This is a genomic window from Niastella sp. sgz303648 (assembly GCF_059587045.1).
In genome coordinates this window covers 83,826-102,593 of sequence record NZ_JCAPSW010000017.1, presented here as the reverse complement: position 1 = coordinate 102,593, position 18,768 = coordinate 83,826, and the positions used below count along the sequence as shown (strand labels likewise).

Below are 18,768 nucleotides of genomic sequence, written 5' to 3'. Positions count from 1 at the left end.
ACAACCCCCTTCATGAGTACACCAACAACTGCTCAAGGCGAAATAGACTGGGAGGATATTATTTTAAAGCTTTCAGCTTTTACCAGCTCCTTGGCTTCAAGTTTAACATGGTTCCGGAAATCAAATACAACCACTTTCTTGATGGGCAAAGAAGTCAGAGACTATGTTTTTACGGCAATCGACAAATACCTTGAAGAACCACAAAAGTTTGATCATACCAAAGGCAATTTGGTTGATTATCTGAAGTATAACTTAATTCGCACTTTGGTTGGTAATGATGCGAGAAAGGAAGAAAATCGATTGAGCAAAGATGTATTTGCAAATAGCAATAAAGATGATGATGACAACGGGTCCTATTTAGACCGCATTCTACCTCATATCGAAGCATTGTTTCCCGATGATATTGATTACAAGGCTATCAAAGAATATATTGAAAAGGAAATTCAGGGTGATAAGGACGTAGAAAACATTTTTTTGGGCTTATATTCTTACGGTATGATACGAAGAGAAATAATTCAGGAGTTCAAAATGACTGAAGCTGAATACAACAACGGGATGCGTCGGTTAAAGACAGTTATTAACCGCGCCGCTTTAATATTCAATAAAACCACACAGTCTGCATGACAAGTAAAAAAAATAAAACTAAGTGTGATTTTGTAAACCTTATCCATGGTTCTGCAGAACAAGATAGTAATAGCAAAGAAACTGCTAAAGCGTACTTACAATCTGAGGGAATTAATACTGAAAAATTAGTCTCAGATGGATTAAAGAAAATTAAACAAATGCAACTGTTGGCTAATGCCAAAAAAACAGAGGCAGAAATGAAGGCAGCAGATGCGGTAAAGGAAAAGGCAACAGCCTGGGTCGACAGCCTGTTGACCAGCATGGATTTCTCGCTAACAAATTTGGTTCAAAAAGAAGACCTGGCGATGAGTTTCAGAAACGTTGAAAGTTTGAGTAAAGATGATATTCGAAACATTCTCATCAAGCATTTTACTTTAAAGTTCATGACGGATCAGGACAAAGACCAAAAATGAATTTCAAATATTCACAAGCTGAGATAAAAGCAAAAATTGTGTTGGATGATTGTGGGCTTAATGATCCGACAGAATTTCCACTGGAAACAATAATTCTTGGACGCCATGCTTTTTATGAAGAAGCACCATTGGATGGCAAAGAAGGAGAAATAGTATCAGTCGGAAACAGGTCAATTATTACTATTAACTCCAATATACAATTTGAAACAAAAAAAAGATTTGCTGCTTGCCATGAATTAGGCCATTATGAAATGCACCGCGATAAGCGACCAATATTTTCTGATACAGAGGAGGATTTAATCAATTGGTATAAGGCTGGCCCCCATGAAACAGAAGCAAATGAGTTTGCCGCAGAATTTTTAATGCCTTCAGAACTTTTTTATAAAGAGTGTGAACGAAAAAAATTTGAACCGAAGGTTATTGATCATCTGGCGGCCCGTTTTCAAGTGAGTAAAACAGCAGCTATACTCAAATTTGTCAAAAGAGGCAATCATCCTGTATTTGTTGTTTTTTGCAAAGACAACAAAATGAAGTGGTTTAAAAAATCAGATGACTTCTATTGTTACTCACTGTTTCAGTACAACGAACCTCCGCCAACTGGCTCAGTTGCGTATGAAATATTTTCAGGCAAAAAAGCATATCATGGCGATGCGGCTAAACAGGACATTTGGAAGTCAGATTGGTTTGAAATGAAAAGTAATGACGAGCCTGATAGTCGATTTTATGAATATTGCTTATTTGTAAAATCCTTCAATTATACATTAAGTGTAATTTGGGAAAAATAATTATAAAAAACACTTTTGAGAAACTCTTTAACGCGGATAAAACCAATATGTTTTCTTAATTTCTTGGATTAAATGAAGCACGTTGTACTTCGTTCTAAAATTTGTGATTTCTATGTGACCAACATTGCGCAGGTATGTTCAACTGCGCAGCTATGTCTTCTTGGGATTGTCAGTGATAATCTATCCAGCACGTTGCCATGATGGTCTATCCTTCCATATTTTCTGAATCATGAGAGCCTTTTCAAGAGCGTCCGCCTTAATATATTTCCTGAAGGCTTTCTCTGTCTTGTGCCCGCTAATAGCCATAATTAGGGTGATTGGTGTACCGTCTAAAAACTCATTTGTGCAGAAAGAACGCCTACAGGTATGTGAGGTAACCCAGGCATATTTTGGACGGATTTCTTCTATCATTTCATTACCCCGCTTATATGAAAATTTGATTGGTTCGTTTATCTCTGCAAGTTTGGCTACCTCCTTTATCCAGCAATTGAAGTCAACGTTATTTACCGGCGGCATTTGCATGTTATATTTCCGCAGAATGGCAAGCGCCTCGGGTCGCAGTGGAACAACGACGCGATCAGTGGTTTTTCGTTGTTTTACGAACAGCATCCCGTCTCTAATCTCTTCAGGAGCTACCTCACTATAATCACTAAAGCGAAAACCTGTAAGGCAACCTAAAATAAATTCGTCCCTTACATGCTCCATGTCCGGGCTACCCGATAAATCCAGCCGATAAATTGCAGATATTTCTTTCCAGTTTAAGTAAATCGCGTCAGTGTCTTCTTCCATTCCCAGGTACAGTATCAGGTCTATGTAAGGAATTATTTTTTTTGCCATCCGATTTCTAAGAAATGCCTTTAGCCATTTAATGGTTTTCCCGATGCTGTTTACACGCAATCCTTTTGTTACCTCCTTCCTGGTTAAAAGAACGTAGTCATAGGTGAGAAACTTTACAAACTCTCGGTAAAAATCAAAGTCAAAGCTGTCGAAGGTGATGGGCTTACCTGAATATTTCTCAAAGCTCTTAAGGTGGTGTTTAACCATTCCGATTACATTGAGCGTGGCTTTGGACACTTCTGTTCTTCTTTCCTCTTTATAATTATCGAACTGGCTGTACACGTTCAACTCGTCCTTATTTTCTTTTAATTGGCTCAATTGCCAATTATCGGCCAGGGGAAAATTTATTTTTAAGAATTCTACGGGCGATACTTTTCTCTTAAGGGCTCCGTTGATCATGTCTTCTGCCTTTCGGAGCTTGGTAGTTAGAATCGTCTCCAACACTTCGACGTTACCATACTCTGCAGGCAAGTTGTCTGAAATCTTTCTGCTTTTTTTGTTCCAGTAAGCAGGCGGGATAGCCACACCAGTGTCAAGCAATGGCTTTTGCTTGTCCGAATAACAATACTGTAAGAAGACGATACTGGTGCCGTCCTTTCTTTCTTTTCCTTTTTTTACGATGAGTGTAAGTGGATGTCTGCGCATATACTAACAGGTCGAGTTTTGTTCTACTAAAGTGCATTCCTGTTAGGTAAAGCTATCGCTGGTTTGCTGCGGAAAAAGTTGCAGAATATTGAAAAACAGCGATTAATCGTAAGGTTAAGTCCGGGTAAGACCAGTTCAAAAATGGGTTCAATTTGCCGTCCGGTCCGCAGAAAAATTGAAACGCCTTCAAATCCAACAATTTGAAGGCGTTTTTTTGTTCGAATTAATTCTACAGGTTTAACTCTTCTTTAAAACAAGGCTTGATTATCAAATATTTAGTGGGTTCGAAATCAGAGACTATGAAGAAGGCTCCAACTGTCAGATTAAAGCGGGATTTCTACATATAAATCAATTTTGTTGAGTGCTCGATGTACTTGCCGCAAAACCACATGTTAGTGGCTGTTTGCCTACCTATTATATTTGCGTTTATGTCTTATCCAATTTTGCGTCGAGTTCGGTTTGCAGCTAAATTTTTTAAAATAAATTTCCTCATCAATAATTTTGTTTTCTCCATTTCGATAAATCTCGTTAGTCAAAATAAGTTTATCATCCATAATTATTCCTTTTTGTAAAACTCTCTCTTCTCGCCAAGTCCCACCATTAACCCAAAAGCTTTCAATTATGATGCTGTCACCGCTTATTTTATAGTTTCCCCAGGTTCCAAATTGAGTTTTATTATTTATTGTGCTACTGAGGTCAAATGTATCTTTAAAAGTTGATGCTACTAATACTGAGCCATCTAAATAAAAATAAATTGGATTTACAGTATAATAATAATCCCTTTGGAAAACTTCTCGTTTTAGAGTGTCCGAATAAAAGCCATCAAATCGCAACATCTTATTTTCTCCATGTTCGTAGTCTTTTTTATAAATTATTGCCTTGTCAAAAGTCAGACAGGAGTCCATTAAAAGAACTGCAAATAAAAGAAGCGTATTTAATAGTCGTACTGTCATAAAATAGTCGATAACGGGAAGATCTTGCTGCTGTGCTGGAATTCATTGACCGTCCAGCCCGGAGCCGAAGCCCTTTTAAAAACCTAAATTTGAAGTTAACAACAAATGATCAAAATTGTACCTCATGCCCGGACTAAAGTTGATAGCGAACAAAAAGATAAGGATCTATTCGTCAGCCAGCTGAGCAGCAAACCCAATGCTATCTGCTGGCTTCCTTTTCAGTGTCCTTAAAATGGTTCAATGAGTTCCAATAAATTCCCATTTGTCCTCGCTTGTTCATTGCTGTTTTGTCAATAACTAATCCTAGGGGTAGTCCGTCTGTTCTATTTGTTCAAATTAAGGATTTTCCTTTTTTATACAAACGGCTTTTACCTCTCCTTCTTCTGACAGCTTCGTCATCACACCATTTTTCCAGTATACCGGAACATATTTGGCACCATCGTAAATATATCCGCCTGCATAAATATCACTACCTGCAACGGCGATAGCAGTTACCGCGGAAGTTTTATAGCTATTTGACAGCGGAATATATACATCATTTTTCCAGTAACCTGCTTGCGTGTTACCGAGTGAGTCGTTTACTCCCCCTCCGATATAAACATCGGAACCGTTAACAGCAATGGAACCCGCAAACCCTCTAAGGTTAAGTGTTTTAAACCTTGCCTGCGTCCAATACGTTGCACCGTTAAAATTACCAACGAAAAAAGTATCATTGACAGATGTCGCAATGGCATTCATGGAACCCGGTATACCATACCAAGTCTGCACGCCGTTTTTCCAGACTACAGCGGAATCAAAACTACCCCCAACCTGACCTGCAATATATAAAGTCGAACCAAAAACATAAATAGATCGAGCGACGCCGTTAGTAAACGGAGAAAGTGGAGTCCTCTTTCCGTTTTTCCAATACACTGCAGTATCCCTACCTGAGTTAACAGGGCCGAAATAATCGCCGCTGCAATACACATCATTGTCACTTACCACGATACCGAAAGCATGGGATGTACCGGTGGATTCCAGTTGTATCTGCTGGCCGTTTTTCCAATAGGTTGCCCTTATATCAAGACCAGCAAAATTCAGCGTGCCGCTTATATATACATTGGTATCAGATAGTGTAATGCAGTATGCATCTGCATTGTTGGCTAAATTTATTTGTTGCCCATTTCTCCAGTAAACCGCATTAGAATTTGACTGACCTGCGAAATAAATGGTGTAGCCTGGAGTAAAGGTGGGCGCGGGGCTGTTTTTTGAACAGGCAGACATAATCAGAATGGCTGAGGCAAGTAGATAAAAACGCGTTCCTCTCATATGTAAAAAAATATCTAGTTTATTATTCGTTAATTAGAATGGCCTTACTTCCTATAACTAAAAACTATCAACACTTTTATTCATTAGATTTCAGATGGAAAATCATTAGCATTGCACAGCTATAACATACTTATTAAATTAGGCGGGCATAGCTCTGTAGGTACTTGGATTCAGCTTTCATTTTTAGTATCCTTCAGGAGTGCCTCTGTGGAATTAATCACAGTATCGCGCTCATCAGAGTAGGCGTTCCATACCGAAATACACCATTCTTTAATTATGTTATCTCTAAGTTCGCCGGCCGGAGCCTGTAAAACGGTTTCTATTGTTAAAGCTCCTTTATCGCCTGGTATAGATAAATCAGGTATCATTTGCTTATTGTTGGCCATTTTCATATGTGCCAGCTGGACCTGCCTTCCAGTATACCCTTTTTCGACGGTCAGGTATAGACCAGCCAATGCAAAAAATAAGGCAATTTTCTTTGTATGTATTGTTGCGCTTTGTGCCGTATATGCATCCACTACATTCTGATGAATAAAGTAAGGATCAGCATGGGACAAAGTATAAAAAGCCAATTCATTATAGAAATCAGAAGACATGAAAGGTTCCTATGTATACTTATATTATATTTCTGCTATTATACGCTACTTTTAGCAGAAACCTATTTTTACAAGCTATTATTTTAAAACTTCTTAACGAAAAGCGCCGTTATAACCAGGTAGCACAAATACAACTCAAGGTAGCTTTAGGCCATCCAGCGGACTGGTACTTTTTGTAAATCTTTATTTGAAATATCCTATTTGTTCGAACTCAATCCCCATCACCGAAACAAATGAATTTTTCATGTTGCTGTTTGAATCTTTATAAAATACCCATTGTAGAAATCTATTATTTTATTGAGTTCTTCCCCAAACCGGTTCGAAAGTTGTAACCTACAGCCCGCGGAAAAATTGAAACGCCTTCAAGTTGTTGAATTTGAAGGCGTTTTCTTGTTCGAAATGTTTCCCTTGATTTAATCTCCATTTATACAAAATATAGATAATCAGATTGTTAATGAGTTCGAAATTAATGGTTACCTGGAATTACCTCAACTGTATAGATCGCATTGGAGCTATTTCATCTAAAGTTTTTTAATAGCACAAAGCTGCAGGTTAGCACTTCAGCCCTGCTGACGCAAAACCGCCGGTTAAGCGCTTTGCGGTTTGACTGTCATTTGCTCATTGTTGTTTGAACCCTTCTTTAAACTGATAAAGACAAATGTTAATAGTCCTAATGAAATGCTTACAAGGCCATTAATTACGTAATACCAAATACCATTACATATCTCCCCTGTCATTCTTAGTAGTCTTACAATATAATTTGTACCGTCAATATGTAGCCAACCAGTCAGGTACACAATCACCAAAGCAAAGACGGGATTTAACCAATGCCATTTGTGTCTTCTGCAAATAATAACTGAAATGACTAGTCCGGCTAGTAAGCCTACAAGACTGGCAAGTCCTGACGCAAATACCAGGCCTGTTATACTAATAACGGTCAGCCCTTCGACTTTTAGCGCTGGCATGTCTCCATTTGAATGTCTGATTTGCTCTGCAAATATGGGGTCTTTTAAATAACCAAGAATTTCTCCCGCTTTGTCGAAAAACCATAAAGCGACAAAGAATAAAAAAATCAACTTAAAATTTAGTCGTTTAAGCATATAGGGATATTTGATGTTTGTTTGTCAAGCCACACTTGCGCATAACCACTTGTTGCACTATCATTTTGTTACAAAACTGTCTATGTTATTACGAATTAATTTTAGTCTCTCTTTAGAACTATTTTTTTCGACTATTTGATTAAGAAGAATTGTGTCCAATTTGTGAAAACTAGAATCACTTAATTTCAAGTCTGAATTATTTATGTCTATTGCTTTGCTAACGGTATTAGAAATCTCTGGTAAACCTAACTCGTTGTATCCATTCAACGCATAAATTGCGAATTGTCCGACACTTTGTTTGTGTTCAAAGTAACCCTTAAATCCAAAGTACTTTACATTATTTTCAAGTGTCAATGTAGAATAAAATATTTGTTGTGGGATGGTGAATTTTTTGAATTGATTTTTATAATCTTCGTCAGTAGATTTTAGATCAACTTTTATATTTACATAAAGGTTTGAAAAAATTAATTCTTCTAATGTTGAATCATTTTCATTTTCTATTCTGTCTTTAGTTAAAATGTCATTACTCAAAAATTTATTCAATTTATTAATAGATTTTGACACATCATCCGAAGAGTTAGTTTTTGAATTGCATGATGATAATACCAATATTGATATTACTAAAATAAAAAATTGTCTCATAAAGGTTTTGATATTTGATAGGTAACTGGTTTTGCATTACTGCCAACGTTGGAGGCTTTGTGCAGTTTTGGAATTGACCAACAGTCCGCCCGGAACTGAAGCTAGAACTGCTGCCCGGCAGAATTCCGTCCGCCGAATATGAAGCTTGGATTTTCACTGCCGATGATTTTACTTCTGTTCAACCCCAATTGCACAAAACCTTTTGTTAGCTGTTGCTCATTGGGTCAGTGAGAAAAAGTTATCATTTCAACATTGTTGTCTGCACATGTCTTAAAACTGTCACGGATATTTTTTAGCATCTCTTGAACTTCATCAAAACTTTCGTTATGATCGTCAGTCTTTTCTATATCAATTTCAACACTGGACATTATGGAATTTACATGTGCTATGTCACTTTTTGAAAAACAAAACATTGCAGGAAAGTCAACGGGCTTAGGAATATCGAATACGTCGTGCTGTTCAAACATTTCCCCAATATCAACTTTCAATCCGTTTAATTTTATTATTTTATGTGCTTCTTCAAACCAGTCACCACAATAAAAGCCGTCACAATATGGAAGTAAATGAGTTCCTAAATAACCTGAAATAGCAATGAGCGCATAACCATATGCATGCCCCATATCTTCTTTTAGGCCTGAACCTTGGGACGATTTTACTAATCCTAAAAAACTGCTTTTTGTTTTTCTTTCCTCAGGCTTTACATAGTTAAATATAATGTCTTTTAGAATTTCTTCCATGTCATAATGGTATTGAGGTTCACCGTTCTGTCCTTGACTTGCATAGTTATCATATAATTCTGTGGCTTTCACATTTTCAAAGAGTGTTTGGTCCTTTGAACCGAACACATTCTTTACTTTTTGATAATCTACTGCAAATGGGATTGCTATGTAACTCATAAGCTTTGATTAATTGAGGTGGTTGCCTTGAGTAACAGCTAACATAATAATATTTCCGCTATTATACACCACGTTTAACAGAAAATATTTTTTGCAAGTTATTATTTTTTGCTACTTATCAAAAAAAGCAAGTCACTGAGAATATCTACTAGTAACAACCGTATTGTGGTATGGGTAAAGATGCGTTCACTTCTTCGCCTCAAATAAAGTTTGGTCAATATCCCAAGGTTAAAACCCAGGCATATACAATCTTAATGTAAAGTCAAAATCCATTAAGCGAATCAAGAATTTTGAAAAGATGAAAATCCCTTTTAAAGATAATCTCATAATAGACGGGATAAACGTATTATCTTGCTATTCATGATTACATTCGAAGAATACAAAAAACAATTCGAGATCTTTTCCATAATTGATTCTCCGGAAAAATTGGCTATTTGTGAAAGTCAATATAAAAATCATCTTTTATTTATAGAAGCGCAGAAACATTTTGAGCCGTTTGAATACAAATCAGGAGATGATATTTTAAGTACGTATGAAAAGAATCTTTTCTCATTATTACCATTTGATAAAATAATTGAAAACCAACTTTCTCTCCTTATAAAACCTTCTTTTGAACCAGAAAGTTTATTAATAATTGATAAAAAGCAGGAAAGATATTTGCTAACCTACACCACTTTAGTAACCAATTACTGGTATCTTTTATATAAAAACGCTGGCATAACTGATGTAGAAAAAAGGGTAGTAACTGCTGAATTGAGAAATGAGATTGGAGATAAGCTTTATACCTTAATAGATGCCGCTATTTTAGGAGCCAGAAAGCCCGTAGGGGGTGGGTTTGTGCTTGATGGTGTTGTGTATATATTATCCCGGATACTGAATGGTAAACAGAATTCAGTATTCAAGCATTCACCAAATGAAGATTCAAAAACAGGAAGAATCATTAATGCTTTGCAATATCTGATCGACAATATAAGGAATTTAAATGTGGCGGCCATTGCAGCTTTGGAAAACCTGATTGAGAACTGCCAGTCAGAATAAATAAAATTAAGACTACCTTTACCCCGCCAACGTTCACCTGAATAAACCCAGGTAAGAATAAGCCACCTCCGCTCATTGAATCGACCAAAAAATCGACCCAAAATTTAAATAGCTGATTTTCCTTAAGATATAACGGCCGCACATATCCCGTCCGGTCCGCGAAAAAGGATCATCAGCAATGGTGGTCCTTTTTCATTTTACCCATCTTTACTTTTAGCCGGTTGATTTTCAGGGATCAAGTCAAATTCTGGATCAGGTTTAAAAATTGGGGGATTGTATGGAAAGTAGTTGTTTTGGATCAGGTCAAATTGTTGGGGAATAGTTAGTCCTCTTTTATTACATGGTGACACTTCCAACCGGATTAATGAGATCGCCAACCAGTTTAATGACATTTCCAGCCGGATTAATGACACTGCCAGCCGGGTAAAGGGTACTCCCAACCGGATTAATGACACATCCAACCAGGTTAATGACACTTCCAACCGGATTAATGCTACTGCCAGCCGGGTAAAGGGTACTCCCAACCGGGATGAGGGTACCGCCAACCGGGTTAATGATACTTCCAGCCGGATTAATGACACCTCCAACCAGGTTAATGACACTTCCAACCGGATTAATGATATCGCCAACCAGTTCAATGACATTTCCAGCCGGATTAATGACACCTCCAACCGGATTAATGCTACTGCCAGCCGGGTAAAGGGTATTACCAACGGGGATGAGGGTACCGCCAACCGGGTTAATGATACTTCCAGCCGGATTAATGACACATCCAACCAGGTTAATGACACTTCCAACCGGGTTAATGATACTGCCAGCCGGGTAAAGGGTATTACCAATCGGGATGAGGATACCGCCAACCGGGTTAATGGCGCCACCTGCCGGGTAATAGCCATTGTATGGCATGTTGAAGGGTACAACTCATGTGTGGAATGAAAAAAACGACAGGCTAAGGCTATCACTCCACTGGTGGAATAAAAGCCTGGCAGGTTATTGATACAAAGCTGCCGGCAGCATGAAAAAAAACAGCAGGTGATGGGTGTAACTCAACCTGCAATGTGAAAAAACAGGCAGGAGAAGCCCCCAACTTTTCAACCTGATCCAAATTCCTGGGGGATGTTTCCTTGCAGTTACAGTAACGGAAAATTCATAATAGAGCGGCGATTCTCTCTTAAATTTGAACATGCCAGTAGATCATGAAAGCGAACTGATTGAAATTACAGATGAAAATATTGGAGGATTGCATTCCTTGATCGGGGAATCAAAGCGCGTTGGTTATAATTTTTTACAAAGAACAATCGATGACTGGAATAGCGGGGCGAACAAGTTTGACAGGCCGGGTGAAAAGTTATGGGGATTATTCATAGGAAAAGATCTGACAGGTATCGGTGGCCTGAATATAGATCCCTATAGTCTCATACCAAAGGTTGGTCGGGTGCGACACCTGTATGTTCGGGAGGCTCAGCGCCGGGCAGGTTACGCAACTTTAATAATGAATAAAATAATGGAGGAGGCTAGCTATAGTTTTACGGTATTGCGATTATTCACTGACAATCCGGAGGCTTCGGCCTTTTACGAAAAATTGGGTTTTAAACAAACCGGGGAATATAAGGCAAGCCATATTATAACGCTGCCAGCCCATATGCCCGGATGAATTTTTAGTAAAACAAGCGAGGCACTGTAAGGAACGGAAAACCGGGTAAATTTAATCGATGCTCTATTGTAATGAATGGATTATTTCTATAAAAAGACCGGCCTACATGTTTACGGGCATTTCATAATACAATGTAATATCCTTACTTTAAACCCAAACACCTATGCCTATCTCCCAGTATATCTATATACTTCTTCTTTGCCTCATTGCTTAAAAAGCTGCGTTCCACCAATTCCATAGCTTTCAAAGTTCCCTGCATCACTTCATCCACAACTTTGCCTGCCAGGATCGGGTTTATACCAATCATTTCCGCAAATACAATGAATGAAGCGCGGGTATAGGTGCCGAAATTCAAGTAAGCTTTTTCATTATAATCACCTTCGTAAAGCCCCTCATGCAGCGCCAGCCGGCTATCGTCTATGTGCAACGCTGTGCATAAGAGATCATAAGCCGGAGACAGAATGTAGTCTCCCTGCTCCGTTTCCATAAGGGAGAAATTTTTAAGATGCGCATCGCCATTCGCAATAAGATAATTAAACACCAGGAGCCGGAAAAACTCATGCATCACTACTGGCACCGCCGACACATGTTGCTGAATTTGCTTTGCAATATCAAGGTAGGATGCATTGTATTTATAATTATCCCCTTCTTTTTCAGGTGTCTTTGCAAGCAGCGTGGCAAAATCCTCTACCTGATATTTACCAGAGCCCTCAGGCTTGTAATCAAAACGGCGGGTAATATAGGCAGGAGCGCCATCATCAAAAAAGATCATACCACAGGCAGCAGTTTTTATTCCGAATACCTGCCGGGCCATTAACATACTCACATGTTCATTGGCAGGTAAATCGTTGACCATAGTCAATCTCTCTGCCGGCACCGGTTTCAAAATATGGGTTCCTTCCGTATCGGTAAGTAAAAGGCTGTTTTTTTGAAGTCGCAAACTGTATTTTTCCTGAACCCCACTAATGCTTATCCGCTTTCTTTTTTCATTATACTCACGGGCCTGTTCATCGTTTTTTCCTGGTGAGGCTAACGGCAAAATATGAGATACCTTTTTGGAACGGCTGCCAAACAAAGATAGCTGGGCTACGGGGCTATAGGTATGGTATCCTGGTTGAAGCGTAGATGGGCAACAGTTAATTTCCGGCAGACTCATGAATTTCTTTTATGGTAATTGGTCCTATACTATCACTACCAGCTGTAGCGAGTAACAAACCGAAATAATCATTTTCGTCAATTTTTAATAACCGGCTCTGCATTGCTTTATTGGACCCCTCACTTAATCTATTAACAAAAGCCGGGAACAGGACATCGCTATCGTAGGGCGCTTCTCTGAGCGGCAATGTGAGACTAACAGGCTGAGTGGCAGTGGCCAGATAGTTTTTGTCATATACAAAGCGGTATATCCCTGCCGATTTAGACAAAACGCCGGCTAACTGACCATTGTATAGTACCTGGGCTGCTCTCATACATTACTATTTTGCAAGGGAGTTTTTAATACCAGTTCAAGATTCAGTCCAAGGGGGTTGATCAACCGGAGAAGGGTTTCAAGAGAAGGGTTTCCTTTTCCCTGCTCAACCAACTGGATTGTGCGTGTATTAACACCAGACAATGCGGCAAGCTGAGGCTGTACCAGACCTAATAGTTCCCGCCGTAGCCGGATTTTGTCCCCAACCTTTATCATTATATCACGCATTATAATTCGCTTTTTTGTGTAAAATACGAATAAGAGTTCAAATTTGCTATAAAAACGAAGTTTAATTCGCTTTTTATCATTTTTTCCGATTTCACTCCCCTAATACTGATAAAAGCGAAGTATAATACGTTTATCCATGAAAAATCATTCAAATTATAGCGGGCAAGCAATTGGCCGTTTCCGGCTGATTAACTTCAATAGTCTGATAAACAACAAGATATAATTGGACAGTTGGCGACTGGCCAATTGCGAAGTGCTCAGATGTGGAGCAGTGATATTGAGGTCGCCGGAAAGGATGTCTTCGGGCATAATTGTGTTAATGCTTTCCAGATATTCCCAGGTAAGGTACCCTGAAAAATTCTTAAATGCTTAAAACCGGTAAATATCAACGCCACATTGTTCATGAGCGGCGTTGGCAGGAAGGCAGAATCGGGAAGTTTTTAAGAAAAGTGCATATGCATTTCATTTTCAATACACATCATTTTCGGATATGTGGTTCCGCCTGGTCAATAAAAAAGGATCACAGCATGGCGAAAAATGACAGTCCATGGGTATCACACTGACTGCCGCCCCATCAAAACGTTTGTTTCGGGAAGTTGTAAAATGGTAAGAGCCCTTTGAATGATTTACAAGACCGGCTGTATTCTTTTGGGAAGCTGGTTACCGGCGATCGTCCCGTTGCTGCAGGGCGGGTAACAGTTCAGCTATAATATCCGCTTCGTACCATTCGTCTCTTAATAACTGCATAGCAAAAGCAGTTAATTGCTGAAAGTAGCTTCGACACTTGTATTGTAACGGGATCCGTGCGTATAATTTCGAAGCAATTTTTGATGCCCGGGCCAGCAGACCGGCATTATATAGCAATCGCTGCCTGTTGGCTTTGCGGCGAACACTCTTTATTGTTTTACCCTTCCAGTAAGCACTGTTCAATTTTCGATAAGCGCGTTTAGGCTCAGCAGGCAAAGCGGCAATGGCTTCCTGCGCAGGTTGTTTATTAATCACTGCTTCTACATATCGCTGATACAATAGCTGTTGAATTTCCTCTTCCTTCTTCCCTTTTTTAAGCAGGGTATATGCTTCGCCGGTGAATGACCGGTACATCCACCCCTGCCGCCAGTATTGCGGCAATGCATTATAAACGTGAGAGCCTATTTTGGATGCTTTTGCCATTACACCGGCATTATGCCGCGTGCGTTCAAATTGAGGAGAATAAAGTACTTTTCTTCGGGTAAGCGAGCTTTTTTTACGCACAAAGTTCCTGCCTTCCATAACATAGAAGGTAAGATTGCGTATGGTTCCTTTAATAATAAACGGCGCAAAAGCTTCGGCCATATATTTAAGTTATCGATTAAGGACCAGCACAATAAGTGTACCAGCTCATTTTGACATTGATCAATTTTGTAACAGCACCATACTCATTCCTTGCCAGCGCTATGGGCAGCCAGCACTAAGCTCTGTATATGCACGGTACATACGCCGTTCCAAAACCACAGATAAAGTAATGTAACTCCCTGATTGAACGCCGCCAATCCTTAGGATATCCCTACGATGCGGAGTACTTAAAGCGCATTTTCTAAAAAGCAGAGTCATTCATCAATGGCGTATACAAAACACAATTTAAAACCATAATAGTTAATACAACGTTGTTCTATTTACACTCCTTTTCTATCCAAGCAAATAAGCCAATCCACCAGTAACGATTTCAGCTACATCGTGTACTTTCTTTTGCCGGCACATTTCTTTGAACTGGTCCCTTATCTTTTTGTAATCATTATGGATGGGACAGGGGTGAGAGGCAGAACATTTGCTTAAACCGAGTCCGCATTGGTTAAAAACTTCATTACCATCAATAGCGTTTATAATGTTTAACAGCGGTTGCTTCATTTGTTTTGCCGTGATATAAAATCCGCCGTTAGGTCCTTTAACGCTGTTGATCACGTTTTCTTTTACCAGGGTTTGCAGCAATTTCCCTACGGTGTGCCCGCTCGCATCGATATCATCCGCAATTTCTTTGATGCCGGCTTTTTCGCCCGATTCAAATTTTGATGCCAGGTAAATCACTGCTTTGATAGCGGTTTTGCAGGTAAGACTGAGCATTTATCTTTGATTTAAAAATTCACGTCCTTCCGCTGAAATCAGCTCGTAGTTCCAGGGCGGGTTAAATGTCAATGCAATGCACGGCTCGTAGCCGTTAAAAGCGGTTTGCAGTGTTTCCCTTACCGCGTCTGTAATAGATTCTCCCATCGGGCAAAATTGCGTAGTGAGCGTCATCGTACAAAATATTTTCTTTCCCGTTTCATCAAAATCAATTTGATAGATCAACCCCAGGTCCACCACATTTAACCCGATCTCCGGGTCCACGACATGCTGCAGGGCAGCCAATGCAACAGTACATTTTATAGGGCTGTTGGTGATGATATTCATACAGTGCCCGGTTTATGCATCAGTAATTTTATGACGTTCAGGTTATACAACAGGGAAGCGCATACCAAAAATGCCGCGGCAGCGCGCAGCACCGGCTCATATCCCAGGAAAATACCCGCTGTAAAAAGTGTAAAGCCTGTAAGATAGCTTACTGCCATCCACTGAAAAACCCTGTCACTGAACAGATCTTTGGGATTCGGAGTTTTACCCTTGCCTGCCAGTTTATGGTATACTTTGTTCCACACGATAAAAGGTAATGTCTTAAAGGTCATTCCTAAAATAATAGCTGTGATCCATCCAAAAAAAATAACAAAACCATAGGCGGTTGCCAGTTGGGTGTTTGCTCCGGGTAACAGGAGCATCAAGCCCACGATGATCATGATGAAGAGGACCGGCAAAAGCATCATCAGCACGGAAACCAGAGAGACTTTCATCTGCTCATCCAGTTTTTTGCGGATGCGTTGCCGGTAGCACTGGTTGCAGTAATTGCCAAACAACACAATGGCTGTCGCTACAGCCGCTAACGGGAGGAACAATAACAACCTGTTATTTGTATATAAAAAAATAAAAACAAATGCCAGTAATCCGCCGTTGATCAGTCCATAGATGCACCAGAGTTTGCCGGGATGGTTGTATTTGGAAATAAGAAACATGGGGATCAGCCGCGAACCAACACCGGTTATCAGTAATAAAAACCACCCAATGATACCAATATGCGCATGCAACGGAAGGTAATCAACCGAACCGGCCGGCATAAAAAGCACGCTAAAATTATAGACCAGCATTAATCCGAAAACAGCGGTAGCCAAAAGCCATATCGTGGCGGTAAAAACAAAAACGGCATGCACATTTTCCTGACGGCTTTTTGCCATGCTTGCAGACAGGTTGATCAGATAAGCGATGATGGCGGCTATGATCAGTCCCCCGCCCCATCTGGCAGGCCATCCCATATCAAAATGATAAAAACCATATATCAATAAAGGAATGCCCGCGGCTGCCAGTACAAAGGAAGCATAAGCTAACCGGGTGCTATATAACTTTCCTTCGATCAGTACGGGAACCAGTTGATGACCCGCACCCAGAATGATCATCGTACCCCAGCCAAGCGCCATGGTATGCGTGATCGCTAAAATATGGGGATGAAAATAAGGACCCGTAACAGCCGTTGCAGACAACAGCAGTAAAACAGTTGCCGCCAAAAAAGCAATGGCAGCATACAAATAAAATGGAAGCACTACCCGGTGAGAAGTAGTTGTGGATGCTGCTGTATTTCCGGTAACGGCGATCATATCAATCTTTATAAATTAACAGGTGTACTTCCCCATCGCTGATCTCCCTGATGCGGTAACTGAATTGTTGTGCTTCCAGTTCCGGCAGCAAAAAAACGGGTATACGTTTATGATATACAAACAGCGCTTTTTCCCGTGGTAATGTTTCCAGTGCCGCCAGTATGCTGTGCATGGGCAAAGGCATTTCCAGTTGCCTTACATCAATGGTCTCCAGCTTGCCGGTAAAGCGCTGCAATACGTCATCCCATCCCTGGGAATGGCTGCTAACGTTCGTTGCCAGGTTCAGCGGTGCACTTGTTTGTTTATAAAACCAGGTATGTATCAATTCTTCCGTTATCATTTCACTGTATGAGGCAAATCCCTGCTTTCCGAGCAGGTGCATCAGTGGCGTGGGTTCAAAACTATTGATGATTTTAAGAACCTGCCCGGTCTGAAGCGCTTTTACCTGCTGCAGGATCAACTGCAGCGGATCCTTCCCGGTTTCAATGACAGACCTAACATCGAGTTCAATAATATTGCCGGGTGCTATATCCTTCAGGAAATCAGGAACAGGATTTGATTCCGCCTGCTCCACCACAACAGTTGCATTGCGATCAATTTCAAAACCCAATGGTTTGAGTACGTTGAAAAAATCGTTTGCCGTACAACCGCCGATTTTGGATGCCATGGCAATACTCGCCCTTCCCGCCATCACTTTTCGCAACAGGGGATTCCTGAGTTTGGTAAATTTTGGCGAAAGCCCCACAATCGCTTCGAGGGCTTCGGGTTTATGCCTGATCAAAGCGCCTATTTTGGTATTTATGTTGATAATCATAATGATTGCTTTTCTATTTCCAATGCTTTTGGAAACAGGATATTGTTTTCAAGATGAATGTGCAGATGCAGGTCTTCTTCAAATTCATCGAGCATGCGGTACAGTAAGCTGTAGCTGGCGCAGGCATCTTCGGGCAATGCATAATTATTGGATAGTTTCCTGATCGCTTCGAGGTTTTTTCCAACCATCTCATGTTCCATTTCCATCATGTCGATGGGATTTTGTACCGTTCCGAAATGCGCCGCCTCCAGTGGTTGTTTACCGTTTTGGGCTGCCACCAAAGCTTTGATATAAGGGAACAATACCCTTTCTTCTTTTACCAGGTGCGCAGTTAACTCTGCATATATGTCTTCCACCAATTGATGAATGTGTAACAGTTCAGGATGATGACCGCCATGTACTTTCATTACCTTTTGTGCATACGCTTTTATATCGGGCAGGTTTTTCCGTACATAACTATGATGCGTGTTCACGATATAATCAGCCAGGAAATCCAGGCTCCAGTCTCCATAAGGAATTGGTCGGGAAGATGGTAATTTATCAGCCTGCTGAAGCTCCTGTTCTACTTTCGTTACATCCAGTCCTTTTTCGGCACAGGCTTCTTTTACTGTTTTCTTACCACCGCAGCAAAAATCAAGACCATACTTTTTAAATACCTGTGCTTTGCGCAGATCTTTCGCAGCAATCTGTCCCAGCGTTTCGTCATCCTGCCCCTTGACCCGTTTGGTAATTGTCACTTTCCACCACTGCGGTCCCTGTTCAAGGTATTCCCAGGTGAAAATATTACCTCTTTCACCCAGTAGCTGATAATAAAGCGGTTTGGGATCATGGTCGTTGTGTATCGTTAAGCTTTCCCCTTCTGCCAGTTTATCAAAACGGGCAAAGATGGTGGGATGCTTTTGTCTTGGTTCAAGGAGGGTTACATCAAGGATATTTGCTGCTATTGCTTCCATATTATTTCGTTTAAAGTGGTTTGAAAAAGCAAAACTATCCAAATAAAAGTATTTAAATACTTTTATTACCCGGTATTTTGGCACACCTGACCACAATCATG

At 40.1% G+C, this 18,768-nt stretch carries 22 protein-coding genes; 6 read left to right on the top strand and 16 right to left on the bottom strand.

The window, feature by feature from the left end; all coding sequences use genetic code 11:
• The first annotated feature begins 12 nt into the window (after positions 1–12).
• From AC59IL_RS32530 to AC59IL_RS32520, 3 genes are read left to right on the top strand one after another with little or no spacing between them, the layout of a single operon-like run.
• Positions 13–624 carry a hypothetical protein gene (locus tag AC59IL_RS32530; RefSeq protein ID WP_496556427.1) on the top strand — a complete coding sequence of 204 codons (612 nt, stop codon included), beginning with the start codon at positions 13–15 and terminating at the stop codon, positions 622–624.
• Positions 621–1,037: a hypothetical protein gene (locus AC59IL_RS32525; protein WP_496556426.1), complete on the top strand. Its 417-nt coding sequence runs from the start codon at positions 621–623 to the stop codon at positions 1,035–1,037. The genes AC59IL_RS32530 and AC59IL_RS32525 overlap by 4 nt, the downstream gene beginning before the upstream one ends.
• Positions 1,034–1,822, top strand: a complete 789-nt coding sequence (locus AC59IL_RS32520; RefSeq protein ID WP_496556425.1) for an ImmA/IrrE family metallo-endopeptidase — start codon at positions 1,034–1,036, stop codon at positions 1,820–1,822. The genes AC59IL_RS32525 and AC59IL_RS32520 overlap by 4 nt, the downstream gene beginning before the upstream one ends.
• A gap of 180 nt (positions 1,823–2,002) precedes the next feature.
• On the opposite strand, the gene AC59IL_RS32515 is transcribed toward AC59IL_RS32520, so the two are convergent.
• From AC59IL_RS32515 to AC59IL_RS32485, 7 genes are all read right to left on the bottom strand, one after another.
• Complete coding sequence (locus AC59IL_RS32515) at positions 2,003–3,304, bottom strand: site-specific integrase (RefSeq protein ID WP_496556424.1); 1,302 nt, start codon at positions 3,302–3,304, stop codon at positions 2,003–2,005.
• Positions 3,305–3,711: 407 nt separating this feature from the next.
• The gene (locus AC59IL_RS32510) at positions 3,712–4,257 is read right to left on the bottom strand and encodes a hypothetical protein (RefSeq protein WP_496556423.1); all 546 of its coding nucleotides are present in this window, start codon (positions 4,255–4,257) and stop codon (positions 3,712–3,714) included.
• A gap of 336 nt (positions 4,258–4,593) precedes the next feature.
• A complete protein-coding gene (locus tag AC59IL_RS32505) occupies positions 4,594–5,565 on the bottom strand; it encodes a hypothetical protein (protein WP_496556422.1) in 972 nt (323 codons plus the stop codon).
• A 170-nt stretch (positions 5,566–5,735) separates the two neighbouring features.
• Positions 5,736–6,161 (bottom strand): DUF5946 family protein, encoded by a 426-nt coding sequence (locus AC59IL_RS32500; protein ID WP_496556421.1) that lies wholly within the window; start codon positions 6,159–6,161, stop codon positions 5,736–5,738.
• Between the two features lie 587 nt (positions 6,162–6,748).
• Complete coding sequence (locus AC59IL_RS32495; RefSeq protein WP_496556420.1) at positions 6,749–7,261, bottom strand: hypothetical protein; 513 nt, start codon at positions 7,259–7,261, stop codon at positions 6,749–6,751.
• A 60-nt stretch (positions 7,262–7,321) separates the two neighbouring features.
• Complete coding sequence (locus AC59IL_RS32490) at positions 7,322–7,903, bottom strand: DMP19 family protein (protein ID WP_496556419.1); 582 nt, start codon at positions 7,901–7,903, stop codon at positions 7,322–7,324.
• Between the two features lie 224 nt (positions 7,904–8,127).
• Positions 8,128–8,799, bottom strand: a complete 672-nt coding sequence (locus AC59IL_RS32485) for a DUF7691 family protein (RefSeq protein ID WP_496556418.1) — start codon at positions 8,797–8,799, stop codon at positions 8,128–8,130.
• A 360-nt stretch (positions 8,800–9,159) separates the two neighbouring features.
• Here AC59IL_RS32485 and AC59IL_RS32480 point away from each other — a divergent pair, with 360 nt between their 5' ends.
• The 3 genes from AC59IL_RS32480 to AC59IL_RS32470 all read left to right on the top strand — a co-directional run bounded on the left by AC59IL_RS32480 (position 9,160) and on the right by AC59IL_RS32470 (position 11,491).
• A complete protein-coding gene (locus tag AC59IL_RS32480) occupies positions 9,160–9,837 on the top strand; it encodes a hypothetical protein (protein ID WP_496556417.1) in 678 nt (225 codons plus the stop codon).
• A gap of 288 nt (positions 9,838–10,125) precedes the next feature.
• Positions 10,126–10,773, top strand: coding sequence for a hypothetical protein (locus tag AC59IL_RS32475; protein WP_496556416.1), 648 nt, complete (start codon positions 10,126–10,128; stop codon positions 10,771–10,773).
• A gap of 247 nt (positions 10,774–11,020) precedes the next feature.
• Complete coding sequence (locus AC59IL_RS32470) at positions 11,021–11,491, top strand: GNAT family N-acetyltransferase (RefSeq protein ID WP_496556415.1); 471 nt, start codon at positions 11,021–11,023, stop codon at positions 11,489–11,491.
• A gap of 142 nt (positions 11,492–11,633) precedes the next feature.
• Here AC59IL_RS32470 and AC59IL_RS32465 read toward each other — a convergent pair whose 3' ends face one another.
• From AC59IL_RS32465 to ric, 9 genes are all read right to left on the bottom strand, one after another.
• Positions 11,634–12,647, bottom strand: coding sequence for a type II toxin-antitoxin system HipA family toxin (locus tag AC59IL_RS32465; protein ID WP_496556414.1), 1,014 nt, complete (start codon positions 12,645–12,647; stop codon positions 11,634–11,636).
• Positions 12,628–12,960: a HipA N-terminal domain-containing protein gene (locus AC59IL_RS32460; protein ID WP_496556413.1), complete on the bottom strand. Its 333-nt coding sequence runs from the start codon at positions 12,958–12,960 to the stop codon at positions 12,628–12,630. The genes AC59IL_RS32465 and AC59IL_RS32460 overlap by 20 nt, the downstream gene beginning before the upstream one ends.
• Positions 12,957–13,175 carry a helix-turn-helix transcriptional regulator gene (locus AC59IL_RS32455; protein ID WP_496556491.1) on the bottom strand — a complete coding sequence of 73 codons (219 nt, stop codon included), beginning with the start codon at positions 13,173–13,175 and terminating at the stop codon, positions 12,957–12,959. The genes AC59IL_RS32460 and AC59IL_RS32455 overlap by 4 nt, the downstream gene beginning before the upstream one ends.
• A 672-nt stretch (positions 13,176–13,847) precedes the next feature.
• Positions 13,848–14,519: a hypothetical protein gene (locus tag AC59IL_RS32450; protein ID WP_496556412.1), complete on the bottom strand. Its 672-nt coding sequence runs from the start codon at positions 14,517–14,519 to the stop codon at positions 13,848–13,850.
• Between the two features lie 333 nt (positions 14,520–14,852).
• Positions 14,853–15,284, bottom strand: coding sequence for an RrF2 family transcriptional regulator (locus AC59IL_RS32445; protein WP_496556411.1), 432 nt, complete (start codon positions 15,282–15,284; stop codon positions 14,853–14,855).
• Positions 15,285–15,611, bottom strand: coding sequence for a metal-sulfur cluster assembly factor (locus tag AC59IL_RS32440; protein WP_496556410.1), 327 nt, complete (start codon positions 15,609–15,611; stop codon positions 15,285–15,287).
• Positions 15,608–16,900 (bottom strand): cytochrome C oxidase subunit I, encoded by a 1,293-nt coding sequence (locus AC59IL_RS32435; RefSeq protein ID WP_496556409.1) that lies wholly within the window; start codon positions 16,898–16,900, stop codon positions 15,608–15,610. The genes AC59IL_RS32440 and AC59IL_RS32435 overlap by 4 nt, the downstream gene beginning before the upstream one ends.
• A gap of 1 nt (position 16,901) precedes the next feature.
• Positions 16,902–17,714 carry a DUF2249 domain-containing protein gene (locus AC59IL_RS32430; protein ID WP_496556408.1) on the bottom strand — a complete coding sequence of 271 codons (813 nt, stop codon included), beginning with the start codon at positions 17,712–17,714 and terminating at the stop codon, positions 16,902–16,904.
• Entirely contained in the window at positions 17,711–18,667 is a 957-nt protein-coding gene (ric, locus tag AC59IL_RS32425) for an iron-sulfur cluster repair di-iron protein (RefSeq protein WP_496556407.1), read from the bottom strand. Before ric ends, AC59IL_RS32430 begins: the two co-directional genes overlap by 4 nt.
• Between the last annotated feature and the right edge of the window lie 101 nt (positions 18,668–18,768).

Coding starts and splice junctions, on each gene's coding strand:
- AC59IL_RS32525 (WP_496556426.1), top strand. CDS start 621: ATGACAAGTAAAAAAAATAAAACTAAGTGTGATTTTGTAAACCTTATC.
- AC59IL_RS32510 (WP_496556423.1), bottom strand. CDS start 4,257: ATGACAGTACGACTATTAAATACGCTTCTTTTATTTGCAGTTCTTTTA.
- AC59IL_RS32480 (WP_496556417.1), top strand. CDS start 9,160: ATGATTACATTCGAAGAATACAAAAAACAATTCGAGATCTTTTCCATA.
- AC59IL_RS32490 (WP_496556419.1), bottom strand. CDS start 7,903: ATGAGACAATTTTTTATTTTAGTAATATCAATATTGGTATTATCATCA.
- AC59IL_RS32500 (WP_496556421.1), bottom strand. CDS start 6,161: ATGTCTTCTGATTTCTATAATGAATTGGCTTTTTATACTTTGTCCCAT.
- AC59IL_RS32515 (WP_496556424.1), bottom strand. CDS start 3,304: ATGCGCAGACATCCACTTACACTCATCGTAAAAAAAGGAAAAGAAAGA.
- AC59IL_RS32485 (WP_496556418.1), bottom strand. CDS start 8,799: ATGAGTTACATAGCAATCCCATTTGCAGTAGATTATCAAAAAGTAAAG.
- AC59IL_RS32460 (WP_496556413.1), bottom strand. CDS start 12,960: ATGAGAGCAGCCCAGGTACTATACAATGGTCAGTTAGCCGGCGTTTTG.
- AC59IL_RS32520 (WP_496556425.1), top strand. CDS start 1,034: ATGAATTTCAAATATTCACAAGCTGAGATAAAAGCAAAAATTGTGTTG.
- AC59IL_RS32530 (WP_496556427.1), top strand. CDS start 13: ATGAGTACACCAACAACTGCTCAAGGCGAAATAGACTGGGAGGATATT.
- AC59IL_RS32465 (WP_496556414.1), bottom strand. CDS start 12,647: ATGAGTCTGCCGGAAATTAACTGTTGCCCATCTACGCTTCAACCAGGA.
- AC59IL_RS32440 (WP_496556410.1), bottom strand. CDS start 15,611: ATGAATATCATCACCAACAGCCCTATAAAATGTACTGTTGCATTGGCT.
- ric (WP_496556407.1), bottom strand. CDS start 18,667: ATGGAAGCAATAGCAGCAAATATCCTTGATGTAACCCTCCTTGAACCA.
- AC59IL_RS32455 (WP_496556491.1), bottom strand. CDS start 13,175: ATGATAAAGGTTGGGGACAAAATCCGGCTACGGCGGGAACTATTAGGT.
- AC59IL_RS32430 (WP_496556408.1), bottom strand. CDS start 17,714: ATGATTATCAACATAAATACCAAAATAGGCGCTTTGATCAGGCATAAA.
- AC59IL_RS32435 (WP_496556409.1), bottom strand. CDS start 16,900: ATGATCGCCGTTACCGGAAATACAGCAGCATCCACAACTACTTCTCAC.
- AC59IL_RS32495 (WP_496556420.1), bottom strand. CDS start 7,261: ATGCTTAAACGACTAAATTTTAAGTTGATTTTTTTATTCTTTGTCGCT.
- AC59IL_RS32470 (WP_496556415.1), top strand. CDS start 11,021: ATGCCAGTAGATCATGAAAGCGAACTGATTGAAATTACAGATGAAAAT.
- AC59IL_RS32505 (WP_496556422.1), bottom strand. CDS start 5,565: ATGAGAGGAACGCGTTTTTATCTACTTGCCTCAGCCATTCTGATTATG.
- AC59IL_RS32445 (WP_496556411.1), bottom strand. CDS start 15,284: ATGCTCAGTCTTACCTGCAAAACCGCTATCAAAGCAGTGATTTACCTG.
- AC59IL_RS32450 (WP_496556412.1), bottom strand. CDS start 14,519: ATGGCCGAAGCTTTTGCGCCGTTTATTATTAAAGGAACCATACGCAAT.